Below are 12,795 nucleotides of genomic sequence, written 5' to 3' on the forward strand. Positions count from 1 at the left end.
GCCCGCGTCCGGGGCCCCCGACGGTGCCGACCCCGGCGACCGCGGCGTTCCCCACCCCCCCGCCCCGGGCGGCGTTGCCGCCGTCGACGGAGCGCCCGGCGTCGGCGACCGCCTCGCGGGAGGCGACCACCGCGAACTGGCTGAACCGGGCCATCCGCCGCAGCTGCGTGCCGGTGAAGTGCTCGGCCGGCGCGAAGCCGCGCACCTCGGCGGCGATCCGGGTGGGCAGCGCGCCGGCGTCGAAGGCGGTGACCGGGCCGACGCCCGACTTGCCGGCGAGCAGGGCCTGCCAGGTGCTGTCACGGTCGAGACCGAGCGGCGTGACGGCACCGATCCCGGTGATGACGACGTCGTCGGTCATCATCTCGCCGTCGCCCCCCAGCATCGCGCCCCGGCTCCGTTCTCCCGCCACCGAACGACCGATAGAACACTATCAGTCACCATCGACGCCCGGCATCCGTCCACGGCATCCGGTGACCCGCCCGCCGCCCTACGCATCGCGCCCCGATCCCCGGGCGGACACCGGCACGTCCCGCCAGGCGTCCGGTCCGGCCCCGACGGGCGGCGCGGACCGGCAGATCACGTACCCGGCCGGCGCGGCCACCCCGGGCCGACCGGGCAGCGCGTCGAGGACCCGCCGGTGCAGTTCCCGCGGCGAGCCTTCGGAGGCGGCCACGTACACCGTCACCCCGCCGTCACCCGCCGGGTCGACGAGGGCCGCCGCGGGGGCACCCCCGGCCACCTCGCCGACCAGGTCCGCCACCGCCTGCGGACGGACCCAGCCGGTCGGGGTGGACACCCAGTCGGCCCCCCGGCGGGCCGGGGTCAGGCCGATCCGCCCGGCGATCTCGGCGACCCGCACCTCCTCGGTGACCGCGTCGCACAGCAGCGTCTCGATCCCCCGGATGACCGTCTCGCCGAGCGACCCCGGCAGGTACGCCGTGTCGACCAGCAGGCCGAGCCGGCACCGGCCGTCGCCCAGGTTGCTGGCGGCGACGTAGAACCTCATGTCGCTCTTGGACAGCGGCTCCAGCCGGGAGTAACGGGAGTCCCGGCGCAGCACGGCGAGCCGGTCCGGCCCCGGGTCCGGGTCGGGCGTGGCCCAGTCGCTGCCCCGGTGCCCGTTGTTGAAGTAGGCGGACAGGTCGAACGCCACCCCGCGCCGCCGGCCGACCCGCTCGACCACCCCGCGCACCCCGGCCGGGTCGCACTGGGCCCGCCGGTACGCGTCGAACGCCGGCCGGTGCAGGTTGCGGATCGCGGTGAGCAGATCGACGTCGTCGTCGACCCGGTGGACCAGCAGGGCGTCGAGGGTGTTCAGGGCGATCAGGTCGCGGCTGTCCCGGTCCAGCCGGTTGCCGGCGATCAGCTTGAACACGGCGGTGCGGTGCCCGTTGTAGGCGGTCAGGATCAGGGTGGTCAGGCCGAGCAGCACGGTCGAGAACGAGGTGCGGGTCCGGGTGGCCAGCGCGGTCGCCGCCGCGGTGACCGCCGTGGAGTCCAGCAGGTGCCGTTCGACGGGCTGGTCACCGGTCGGCGCGGCCGGCAGGTCGAACATGGAGGCCGGCGCGACCGACAGCCCCTGCTCCCAGTGCCGCAGCCCCAGCCGGCTGGACTGCTGGCCGTCCGCCGACCGCTGGAAGGCGTCCTGCGCCAACCGCTGCGGCACACCGCCGGCCGCCCGGGCGGCGGGCGGCGCGGTCTGACCCGACGGCGGCGCGTCGGAGGCCGGTTCCGCCCCGGTGAGCCGGTCGAGCAGCACGTCGGTGAGGGTGGTGAAGGCCCAGCCGTCGAACGCCAGGTGCGAGCCGACGAGGGCGACGGCGCTGATCCGGCCGGCCCGGTCCCGCGCGCAGCCGACCCGCAGCGGCCACTGCGCCTCGTGGTCGAACGCCGCCTCGGTCAGCGTGGCGACCAGCTCGTCACCGACCCGGGCCGGGTCACCCTGGTCGTCGACCACCACCACGTCGTACGTCCCGGTGGCGGCGACCTCCTGGCGGGGCCCGTCGGCCCGCTGGACGTACCGGGTCCGCAGGGTCTGGTGCGTCTCGACCAGGTGCCGCAGCACGGCGGTCAGCCGCTGCGGGGCGACCGGTTCGGGCAGCACGAGGGCCCGCCCGATGTTGAACTGGTTCGCCTCCTTGCCGAACCACTGCATCGGCCCCCACATGACACTCTGTGCCCAGGTCAGCGGCCCGGTGCCGGCTCCCTGGCCGGTGAACGTCAGGCTGAGTGTGCCCGCGCTGGTGCTGGTGTCGGTCACCCGTCCCCCTCTCCACGGTCCTCGTACCCGCTACGCCCGCGCGAACGGGCCGGACGACCTCGGCGTCAGCCGCAGCGGCAGGTGGTCGAGCCCCCGGAACGCCGGACTGGCGACCTTGACCAGCTCACCGATGAGTTCGATGTCGTCGGTGCGTTCGAGCAGCATCCGCAGGAACGTGGTGGCCTGCAGGCGGGCCAGGTGCGCGCCGACGCAGGTGTGGATGCCCGCCCCGAAGCCGAGGTGACCGTCGGTCACCCGGTCGATCCGGTAGTCGTTCGGGTCGGGGAACTTGCGCGGGTCCCGGTTGCCGGCGGCGAAGGACAGCTCCACCCGGGCGCCCTGCGGGATGGTGGTGTTGCCGACCACTACGTCGGTCGTGGCGGTGCGGAAGACGTTCTGCACCGGCGGGTAGAACCGGGCGGTCTCCTCGATCGTCGGCCCGATCAGCTCCGGCCGCTCGCGGACCAGACGCAACTGGTCGGGGTGGTTGAGCAGCGCGTCGAGCATGTTGCCCAGGAAGTGCGTCATCGTCTCCTGCCCGCCGACCAGCAGGGTGAGACACAGCCAGAGGATCTCGTTCTCGGTCACCCCGCCGGTGGCCGCGGCGGCGAACAGCTTCGACACCACGTCGTCGCGGGCCGGCTCGTCGCGCCGCCGGGTGAGCAGGTTGCCCAGGTAGCCGGAGAGTCCGGCGACCGACGACAGCGCCGCCTTCGCGGCCTGCAACCGCAGCGCGTTCTCGTCCGGGTCCTCCGGGGCGTCCTCGCCGACCTTCGCGTTGGCGATGAAGCTCTCCAGCACGCCGGCGGTGAGCTTGAGCTTGGCGAGGTTGTCGTCGGGCACCCCGACGATGGTGGTGATGACCTTCACCGGTTGCAGGATGATCGCCTGCTGGACGAGGTCGATGTCACCGGTGGCCACGGCCTCGTCGAGCAGGTCGCCGCAGACCCGCTCGATGAACGGCCGCCAGAACTGCACCCCGCGCGGGGAGAAGTCGTGCCGGATCAGGGCGCGCAGCCGGGTGTGGTCCGGCTGGTCGAGTCCGAAGAGCACCGGCAGCGTCGAACGGTGGTAGGCGATCCCGTCGGCCGAGGACAGGCCGGCGTGGTTCTTCGCCGCCAACCGGACGTGCTCGTAGCGGATCACCAGCCACATGTCGCGCCGGGCCAGGTACAGCGGCTCCTCGGCGCGCAGCAGCTCGGCGTAGGCGGGGTACGGGTCGTCCATGGACTCGGGCGAGAAGGGGTCGAACTCGTCGGTCTGGGTCGCGCTGGTCACTGCATCGTCCTCCGCAGTCGTTGGGGGCCGGTCACCGGTACGCCCTGGCCTGGAGCTCGAACATCTCGGCGTACCGACCCCCGGCGGCGAGCAGGTCGGCGTGGCTGCCGGCCTCGGCGACGCCACCGTCGGCGAGCACCACGATCAGGTCGGCCAGTTGCACGGTGGAGAACCGGTGGGACACGAACACGCTGACCGCGCCGGTCCGGGCGGCCACCTCCCGGGCCTGCTCGCGGTAGCGGGCGAACAACGCGTACTCGGCCTCCGCGTCGAGCGCGGCGGTCGGCTCGTCCAGCACCACCAGCAGTGGGTCGTCGCGCATGAACGCCCGGCCGAGGGCGAGCTTCTGCCACTGGCCGCCGGACAGCTCCGCCCCGTCGGTGTGGCTGCGGCCCAGCGGGGTGTCGAGTCCCTCGTCGAGCTGCCCGACCAGGTCGTCGGCGCCGGCCCGGCCCAGCGCCGTGCGTACCGCCTGGTCGTCGTCGCGGCGGGGCAGGTCACCGACGCCCACGGCCTGGCGGGCCGGCAGCTCGAAGCGGACGAAGTCCTGGAAGCCGGCGGCGATCCGCTCGCGCCAGCCCGGCATGGACAGCGCGGCCAACTCGACGCCGTCGACGAGGATCCGGCCGGACGTCGGCGTCAGCAGGCCGCAGAGCAGCTTGACCAGGGTGGTCTTGCCGGCGCCGTTCTCGCCGACCACGGCGACCGTGGCACCGGCCGGCAGGTGCAGGTCGAGACCGGTGACCACCGGTTCCGCGCCGCCGGGGTAGCGCAGGGTGACCCCGGCCAGCCGGATACCCTCCCGCAGCCGGGCCGGTGGCGCACCGGCGGCGACCGACCCGAAAGCGGCTGTCGACCCGACGCCGGCATCCGACCCGAGAGCGATAGCCGGCCCGACACCGACGGTCGGCCCGACGGCGGTGTGACCGGGCGTCGGGTCGGCGGGCGTCGGGTGCCGGTCGGCGGCGCGTACCAGGTCGTGCACCTCGTCGAGCCGGCGGTAGACGCTGCGCAGCCGCTGGAGGTCCTGCAACACCCCGACCGCCGCGGCGACCTGCTGGTTGACCTGGGCGGCGATGGTGACGACCAGGACGACGTCACCCACCCCGCGCCGGCCGGCGACGGCGTCGCGCAGGATCAGCAGCACCGCCAGCACGTATCCGGCGGCGAACGCCAACTGCCCGGTCATCCGGACCAGGCTCGCCACCAGCTGGGCCCGCCACAACCGTCGGGTGGCGTCCTGCCAGTGGCCGCGGTGACGCCGTCGCACCTCCCCGGTGAGCCCGAAGACACGCAGTTCCTTGCCGGCGGCGGCGTCGGTGGCCAGCCCGAACAGCCCTGACGCCCGGCGGGTGGACTCGGCACCGGCCTCCCGGGCCCGGTTCACGATCCGCTCCGCCCACCGGCCGGCCAGCAACGGCGGCACGGCAGCCAACGGCAACAGCAACAACAGCGGATGGAGTACGGCCAGCAGCACCGTCGTCAACGTCATCGCCACGGCCAGGCCGACGCCGGTCAGCACGGCCTGCAGGCCGACCCGGAGCTGCTCGACGTCCTCCTCCAGCACGGTGATCTTGTCGGCGAACGCGGACCGTTCGAAGTGCGCCATCCCCGGCGTGCCGTTGGTGGCGTCCATCAACTCCTGGTGCACGTGCAGGACGTCGAGTTCGGCGAGTTCGAAGTAGGCGATGTGGGCGAAGTGGCCGAGGGTCAGCCCGGCGATCAGGCCGAGCGCCACGCCCACCCCGGCGAGGCTCGCGGCGACGGGCCGGCCGGCCGTGACGGCGTCGAAGAGCACCCGCAGCAGCACCGCCACCAGCGGCCACGCCACCGCGCCCGCGACGACCAGGACCAGTGCGGTGAGCGCCTTGCGCCGGTCCTGCCGCAGCGACGTACGCCACAGCGCCCAGCCGGCGGAGAGCAGGCCCCGGTTCACCTGACGCTCCGCGTCGACCCGACGTCCACCGCGCCGCCGTCCGGACCGTCGACCGGCGCACCGGTGCCGGGATCACCCGCCGGTGGGCCGGCGTCGGGATGGCCGGTCGGCGGGCCGGCGTCGGGACGGTCGGCCAGCGGGGTGTCGGCGGCGGGGGTGGCGAAGCGTTCCGCCTGGAGGGTGAACAGCCGGGCGTACCGGCCGCCCCGGTCGAGCAGTTCCGCGTGCGAGCCCTGCTCGACCACCCGTCCCTCGGCCAGCACGACGATGTGGTCCGCCCGGCGGACGGTGGCGAACCGGTGCGAGATCAGGATCGTGGTGACCCCCGTGGTGGCGGCGATGATCTCGTCGAAGAACCGGGCTTCGGCCCGGACGTCCAGGCTGGCCGTCGGCTCGTCGAGGACCAGCACCGACGCGCCGTGCCGGATGGCGAACAGCGCCCGCGCGATGGCCACCCGCTGCCACTGCCCGCCGGACAGGTCCACCCCGTCGCGCAGCTGCCCGCTCAGCGGGGTGTCCAGCCCACGCGGCAGCGCGTCGAGGGTGGCGAGGATGCCGGCGGCCTCGGCGGCGGCCCGGATGCCGTCCCGGTCGTCGGCGTGCCGGATCGCCCCCAGCGCGATGTTGTCCGCCGCGCTCGTGGCGTACCGCAGGTAGTCCTGGAAGATGACGGCGAGGTCGCGTCGCCAGCGGGCCGTGGGAAGCTCGTCGATCGGCCGGCCGCCGACGGTGATCCGGCCCGCGTCCGGCAGCGCCAGCCGGGCCAACAGCTTGACCAGCGTCGTCTTGCCCGCGCCGTTGAGGCCGACGATGGCGGTGCACGCCCCCGCCGGCAGGGTGAGATCCAGGTCCGTGAAGACCGGCGTCGCACGGTGCGGGTAGCGGAACGACACCCCCTCGAAGCGGATGTCCGCCGGGGCGTGCCCCACGGCCGGGGCCGGGGCGGCGTCGGCCGGGTCGTCGGTCGGGCCGTCCCCGGGGGACGTCCGGTCGCGCATCCCGGCCCGGAACTCGCCGACGGCCCGGTAGGCGTTCATGCCGAACTGGGTCTGCACGTCGGCCTCGGGATAGAACTCGCCGAGCTGCACCGCCGCCAGCACCGCCTGGATCACCAGCGCCAGTTGGGTCAGCTCCACCCGGCCCTGCCCGCCGGCCAGCCCCAACGCGGCGAGCACCGCCACGAGCACCGTCAGGCCGACGGCGGTGTAGAGGAAGTACGGTCGCAGGTAGACCCGCCGCCGCTGCACCCACACCGGACGCATCCAGTCCAGGTACGCCTGCCGGTACTGCTCACGCAGCCACGGCAGCAGACCGAAGACGCGGATCTCCTTGGCGGCCGGCCGGCCCATCGCCACGCCCCGGAAGTAGGTCAACCGGCGGACCCGGGCCACGATCGCCCCGTAGATCGCCGCGTAGCGGCGCAGGCCGCCGCGTTGACCGTGGCGGAACGCGAGCACGGCGACCAGCAGGCCGAACCCCGCCGCCCAGGCGAAGGCGGCCCCGACGACCACCGCGTACCCGAGGAGCTGCCCGTAGCGGGCGAGCAGGGCCAGCATCCCGGCACCCGCCGCACCCGGGCTCTGGATGCCGTGCTCGACCTCGCGGGACGCCTCGGTGAGCTGTTCGAGCAGCGCCTGATCCTCCAGCGGGGTGGTACTGGTGCTGCCCAGCGCGGCCGCCATCAGCTCGTCGGCCACCGCGCCGTCGATCCGACGCTGCACCAGCAGGCCCGTGGTGACCTGGAGCTGGGCCAGCAGCTGCTGGGCGCTGAGCGCCCCGGCGGCCACCACGAAGGCGGTCACCAGGTGCCCGAAGGCCGGCGACTCGACGCCGTCGCGGACCGCCTGCGGCAGCCAGCCGATCATCCGGCTCGTCGCGACGACGAACACCACCGGCGCGGCGGCGAGCAGCAGGTTGACCAGCACGGCGGCAGACACCGCCGGAACGCCCGCCCGGGGCAGCAGGGTGACGATGCGCCACCGGTCCACGGCGGTCCGGCGGACCACCCCGGCCACGGAGCCGGCCGTCGTCGCGTCGTCGGTCATGCCGGCTCCCCCACCCGCTGGGTCCGTACGGCCCGCTGGAACGCCAGCGCCGCGTCGTGTCCCTCGGCGAACGCCCGGACCGCGTCCAGCCCGCTGGTGTCCCGGGCCCCGCCGACCACCCGGTGCCACACCCCGGCCCGGCGTACGGTGCGCACCAGGTCGTCGGCGGGCAGTTGACCGGCGGCGACCACCACCGTGTCGGCGGGCACCGACCGGTCCGCTCCGGTGCCGTCGACCAGGCGTACGGCGTCGGGGTCGACGCGCAGGTCCCGCACGCCCGGCACCACCTGGACCGCTCGGCGGCGCAACTCGGCCAGCACCGCCCAGCGGGTGGAGCGGCCCATCCGGGGGCCGAGCCGTTCGCCGCGCAGCAGGACGGTGACCTGCCGGTCCGGACGCTGGCTGGCCAGGTGGGCGAGATCCACGGCGATGCCGCCGCCGCCGATCACGACGACCCGCCGCCCGAGCGCGTCGTCGGCGAAGGCCGAGCCGTAGTCGCGGACGTGCGGCAGCCCGTCGCCGGGCAGGTCGATGCGGCGCGGCAGCACCCCGGTGGCGACGATCACCCCGTCGTGGCGGCGCAGCAGCTCCTCGTCGGCGTCGGTGATCCGCCGTCCGGTGTGCAGTTGCGCGCCGAGCCGGGTCAGTTCGGCGGTGAGGAACCGGATCGTCTCGGCGTAGTCGGCCTTGCCCGGCACCCGGCAGGCCAGCCGGAACTGTCCGCCGGGCTCCCCGTCGGCCTCGTAGACGGTGACCCGGTGCCCGGCCAGGGCCAGGTCGTGGGCGGCCCGCAGCCCGGCGGGGCCGGCACCGACCACGGCCACCGTCCGTGGCCCGTGCACCGGCGTCGATCCGGCCCGCACCGCCGGGTCGACGTGCGGTGCCGACCCGGACGGCGTCGCCGGGTCGGCCTCCCGGCCGACGAGCGGGTTGACCATGCAGGACACCGCGGCCCCCACCAGCGACCTGTCGATGCAGGCCTGGTTGCAGGCCACGCAGACGTTCACCGGCCGGCCGTGGCGGCTCCGCGTCACCAGGGCCGGGTCGGCCAGGAACGGCCGGGCCATCGAGACCAGGTCCAGCGGGGTGCCGGCGAGGACGGCCTCGGCCTGGGCCAGCCGGTTGATCCGGTTGCTGGCCAGCACGGGCAGCGCGCCCACCGCGGCCTTGACCGCCGCCGCGACCGGCACCCAGTGCCCCGGCGGCACCAGTGCCTGCACCGTCGGCACCGGCGACTCGTGCCAGCCGACGCCGACGTTGAGCGCGTCGGCACCGGCGGCGGCCAGCGCGCGGGCGTACGCCGTCACGGTGTCCCGGTCGGTGCCGCCGGGCAGCAGGTCGTCGCCGGTCATCCGCATCACGACCGGGAAGTCGGGACCCACGGCGGCCCGGACCGCCGCCACCACGGCCGTCCCGAACCGCATCCGGCGCTGCGGGTCGCCACCCCACTCGTCGTCGCGCCGGTTGGTCAGCGGGGAGAGGAACTGGTCGATCAGGTACCCCTCGGAACCCATGATCTCCACGGCGCTGAACCCGAGGTCACGGGCGTACGCCGCGCCCCGGGCGAAGTCCTCGACGATCCGGGTGACCGCGTCGGCGGGCAGCGCGTCCGGGGTGCACCGGGAGATCGGGCTGGGCACCGCCGACGGGGCTACCGGGTGCGGGCCGCCGGGGGTCGGCCGGGCGTACCGGCCGGCGTGGAAGAGCTGGAGGGCGAGCAGGCCGCCGGCCGCGCCGACCTCCCCCGCGACCCGGCGCAGCCGGTCCCGGAAGGCGGTGTCGTCGAGCACCCCGGAGCTCGGCACGTCGACGCCGGCCGGGCTGACCGCCGCGCCGCCGGTGACCATCAGCCCGGCACCGCCGCGCACCCGGGCCAGGTAGAACGCGGCCAGCGTCCGACCGTCGTCGTCCCGGTGGTCCCAGCCCAGGTGCATCGCCCCCATCACGATCCGGTGCGGCAGCACCAGCCGACCGATCCGGCCGGGCCGCAGCACCCTGTCCAGTCCGGCCGTCATGCCAGCGGACCACTCAGATCCCGGCTGAACGGCGGCGAGACGATCGACAGGCCACCGTCGACCACCAGGGTCTGCCCGGTGACGTACTCGGCGGCCGGGGAGAGCAGGAAGGCGATCACGTCGGCGACCTCCTGGGCGGTGCCCATCCGCTGCTTGGGGATCAGCGGCAGCACCCCGGACAGCGGGGCCATGCCGGGCACGTCGTAGAAGTAGCCGGACGACTCGGTCTCGATGATGCCGCCGTTGACCGCGTTGACGTTGATGCCCCGGTCGGCGAACTCGACGGCCATGTACCGCACCCATGACTCGATCGCCGCCTTGGCCGCGCCCAGGTTCGCGTACGTCGGGTAGGCGCGGATGCTGCCGTAGCTGGACAGCGCGACGATCCGGCCGCCGTCGGGCATCAGCCGCACCGCCTGCTGCGCGCCGAGCACGAACGAGCGCATGTTCATCGCGTACGACCGGTCAAGGTGGTGCGGCTTGAGGTCCATGATGTTCTTGAAGGAGCTGGCCGCCGCGTTGCACACGAAGTAGTCGAGGGTGCCGAACTCCTGCGCGGCCACCGCGAAGAGCCGTTCGATCTCCTCGGGCTGTTCCATGTCGGCGGCCACCGTGACGGCCCGCCCGCCGAGCTGCGTGATCTCCTTGCGGACCTGCTCGGCCAGTTCGGCGTTCTTCTTGTAGTTGACCACCACCGAGCCGCCGCCGCGGGCCAGGGTGAGTGCCAGCGCCCGGCCGATCCCCCGGGAGCTGCCGGTGATCAGCGCGGTGCGGTCCTGGAAGGCGGTCACCGGCCGGCCGCCAGGATCTCCCGGGCGATCACGGTCTTCTGGATCTCGTTGGTGCCCTCCTCGAAGCGCTGCGCGCGGGCGTCGCGGTATACCCGTTCGATGGTGCTGCCCTCCCAGTAGCCGATGCCGCCGTGCGCCTGCAACGCCTTGTCGGTGACCCGGGTCAGCATGTCCACCGCGACCAGCTTGGCCATCGAGGACAGCGCCCCGGCGTCGCTCTGGCCCGCCTCCCAGCGGCGGGCGGCGTGCAGGGTGAGCTGCCGGGCGGCCTCGATGTCGGCGGCGTTCTCGGCGAGCGCGAACGCCACCGCCTGCCGGGCGGTCAGCGGCTTGCCGAAGGTGACCCGGTTGCCGGCGTGCTCGACGGCCAGTTCCTGCGCCCGGCGGGCCAGCCCCACGCAGGTCATCGCCACGCCGATCCGGCTCGGGGTGAGGAAGCCGCCGAGCGCGACGGCCAGCCCGTCGCCCTCCTCGCCGAGCCGGTTGGCCACCGGCACCGGTGCCCGGTCGAAGATCAGGTGCGCGTGGTCGGTGCCGCGTACGCCCATGGTGTCGGGCATGGGTTCGACCCGGACGCCCTCGACGTGCCGGTCCACCATCAGCGCCACCGTGCCGTCCTTGCCGGTGCTGCCGTCGAGCCGGGCGAACAGCAGCCAGTAGTCGCAGCTCACCCCGAAGGTGATCAGGTGCTTCTCGCCGCTGAGCAGGTAGGTGTCGCCGTCGCGTACCACGCTGGCGCGCAGGTCGGCCCCGGTGCCGGCGGTCGGTTCGGTGAGCGTGAACGCGACCCGCAGGTCCCCGGCGACCTGCGGCAGCACGAACTTCTTGCGCTGCTCGTCGGAGGCGAACTGGTCGATGGAGCGCCACACCCCGTTGCAGACGTGCACGATCATCCGCAGCGACGCGTGCGACATCGAGAAGAGTTCGAGCAGGTGCAGGTACTGGGTGAAGGACAGGCCGGCCCCGCCGTAGTCGACCGGCGCGGCGAGCCGCAGGTAGCCCCGGTCGCGCAGGTCCGTCCAGAGCTGGGCGGGGACGCTGCGGTCGCGTTCGATCGCCGCCGCGTACTCCTCGCCGGGGCCCCGGACGAACGCCTCGACCTCGCGGGCCAACGTCGCGAACGACGTGCCATCGGCCTGGGTCACTCTGCCTCCTCGCCGATCGTTGCGCTGATCTGGTCACGCAACACGAACTTCTGCACCTTGCCGACCACGTTGCGGGGCAGCGCGGCCACCGTCTCCAGCCGCTCGGGCCAGTACTGCTTGGCGACCTTGTGGCCGTCGAGGAACCGCTGCATCCCGGCGAAGGTCAGCTCCGCCCGGGTCACCACGAACGCGCAGGCCCGCTCGCCGAGGCGCGGGTCGGGCATCGCCACGATCGCCACCTCGCGGACGGCGGGGTGGGTGTGCAGCAGCTGCTCCACCTCCGCCACCGGGATCTTCTCGCCGCCCCGGTTGATCACGTCGGTCACCCGGCCGGTAATCCGCAGGTAGCCGGCGTCGTCGATGGTGGCCAGGTCGCCGCTGCGGTACCAGCCGTCCGGGGTGAGCGCCGCGGCGGTCAGGTCCGGGCGGTCGAGGTAGCCGGCGAACAGGCAGTCCCCGGCGACCTCGAAGTTGCCCTCCACGCCGGGGCCGAGCACGGTGCCGGCGTTGTCGGTCACCCTGATCCGGACCCCCTCCAGCGCCCGCCCGTCGGTGCCCCAGGCGTGTGCGGGCGCGTCGGTCGGCGCGGAGAGGGTGCCCAGGCACGATTCGGTGGAGCCCCAGGCCCCGCAGACCGCCGCGCCGAGGGTGCGGGTGGCGTGCTCGGCGAGGTTGCGGGGCACCGCCGCGCCGGTGGCGACGAAGACCCGCAGCGCCGGTGGCGCCTGCCCGCCCGTCTCCACGGCCTCGACGAGGTCGGCGAGGAAGGGGGTGGCCGCCTGGACGAAGGTGGCCCCGGTGCGGTGCAGGGTGGCCAGCGCGGCCCGGCCGTCCCAGACCGGTTGCAGCACCACGGGCGCGCCGATGGTGAACCCCAGCCACATGCCGTAGAGGACGCCGGTCTGGTGGGCCAGCGGTGACGGGATGAACAGCCGGTCGGCGGCGGTCAGGCCGAGGTGCCGGGCCTGCATGGCGGCGGCCCGGGTCAGCGTGTCGACGCGGTGCAGCACGCCCTTCGGCTCGCCCGACGTGCCGGAGGTGAACATGAGCTGGGCCAGTGCCGCCGGGTCGGGACGGCCGGTGGCCGGTGCGGCGTCGTCGGGACGCTGTCGGGCCAGCGCCGGGCCGAACCACTGCCAGCGCGGGCCGGCGGCGTCCGCCGGCAGTCCGGCGGCGTCGGCCGGTGCGGCGGTGCCGTCCGGCGTGGCGGTGCCGTCCGAGATGGTGTGGCTGGCGACGACGAGGACGTGGGCCACGCCCGGGGCGTCCGGGCCGGTCAGCATCGCCGCGGTCTCGGCCAGGTGCGCGCGGCCCCGGAAGCG

General features: G+C 74.5%; 9 protein-coding genes. All 9 read right to left on the reverse strand.

The features are described 5' to 3' along the window. The coding region (locus ACOJTC_RS00045) for a beta-ketoacyl synthase N-terminal-like domain-containing protein (protein ID WP_420115238.1) at positions 1–412 on the reverse strand (412 nt) is incomplete at its 3' end. Positions 413–490: 78 nt separating this feature from the next. Further along, positions 491–2,263 carry a condensation domain-containing protein gene (locus ACOJTC_RS00050; RefSeq protein WP_420115239.1) on the reverse strand — a complete coding sequence of 591 codons (1,773 nt, stop codon included), beginning with the start codon at positions 2,261–2,263 and terminating at the stop codon, positions 491–493. Positions 2,264–2,293: 30 nt separating this feature from the next. Further along, on the reverse strand, positions 2,294–3,541 hold the full coding sequence (locus ACOJTC_RS00055) for a cytochrome P450 (protein ID WP_420115240.1): 1,248 nt from the start codon (positions 3,539–3,541) through the stop codon (positions 2,294–2,296). A 31-nt stretch (positions 3,542–3,572) separates the two neighbouring features. Further along, the gene (locus tag ACOJTC_RS00060) at positions 3,573–5,477 is read right to left on the reverse strand and encodes an ABC transporter ATP-binding protein (RefSeq protein WP_420115241.1); all 1,905 of its coding nucleotides are present in this window, start codon (positions 5,475–5,477) and stop codon (positions 3,573–3,575) included. Further along, positions 5,474–7,522, reverse strand: coding sequence for an ABC transporter ATP-binding protein (locus ACOJTC_RS00065; RefSeq protein WP_420115242.1), 2,049 nt, complete (start codon positions 7,520–7,522; stop codon positions 5,474–5,476). The genes ACOJTC_RS00060 and ACOJTC_RS00065 overlap by 4 nt, the downstream gene beginning before the upstream one ends. Then, a complete protein-coding gene (locus ACOJTC_RS00070; RefSeq protein ID WP_420115243.1) occupies positions 7,519–9,537 on the reverse strand; it encodes an FAD-dependent oxidoreductase in 2,019 nt (672 codons plus the stop codon). Before ACOJTC_RS00070 ends, ACOJTC_RS00065 begins: the two co-directional genes overlap by 4 nt. After that, positions 9,534–10,328 (reverse strand): SDR family oxidoreductase, encoded by a 795-nt coding sequence (locus ACOJTC_RS00075; protein ID WP_204923096.1) that lies wholly within the window; start codon positions 10,326–10,328, stop codon positions 9,534–9,536. The genes ACOJTC_RS00070 and ACOJTC_RS00075 overlap by 4 nt, the downstream gene beginning before the upstream one ends. Then, positions 10,325–11,473, reverse strand: a complete 1,149-nt coding sequence (locus tag ACOJTC_RS00080) for an acyl-CoA dehydrogenase family protein (RefSeq protein WP_420115244.1) — start codon at positions 11,471–11,473, stop codon at positions 10,325–10,327. The genes ACOJTC_RS00075 and ACOJTC_RS00080 overlap by 4 nt, the downstream gene beginning before the upstream one ends. Then, positions 11,470–12,795 (reverse strand): AMP-binding protein (locus ACOJTC_RS00085; protein WP_420115245.1); only part of this gene is annotated, 1,326 nt, incomplete at its 5' end. The genes ACOJTC_RS00085 and ACOJTC_RS00080, both read right to left, overlap by 4 nt.

Source organism: Micromonospora sp. (assembly GCF_048594385.1).
Classification (GTDB): domain Bacteria; phylum Actinomycetota; class Actinomycetes; order Mycobacteriales; family Micromonosporaceae; genus Micromonospora; species Micromonospora wenchangensis.

Coding starts and splice junctions, on each gene's coding strand:
- ACOJTC_RS00070 (WP_420115243.1), bottom strand. CDS start 9,537: ATGACGGCCGGACTGGACAGGGTGCTGCGGCCCGGCCGGATCGGTCGG.
- ACOJTC_RS00065 (WP_420115242.1), bottom strand. CDS start 7,522: ATGACCGACGACGCGACGACGGCCGGCTCCGTGGCCGGGGTGGTCCGC.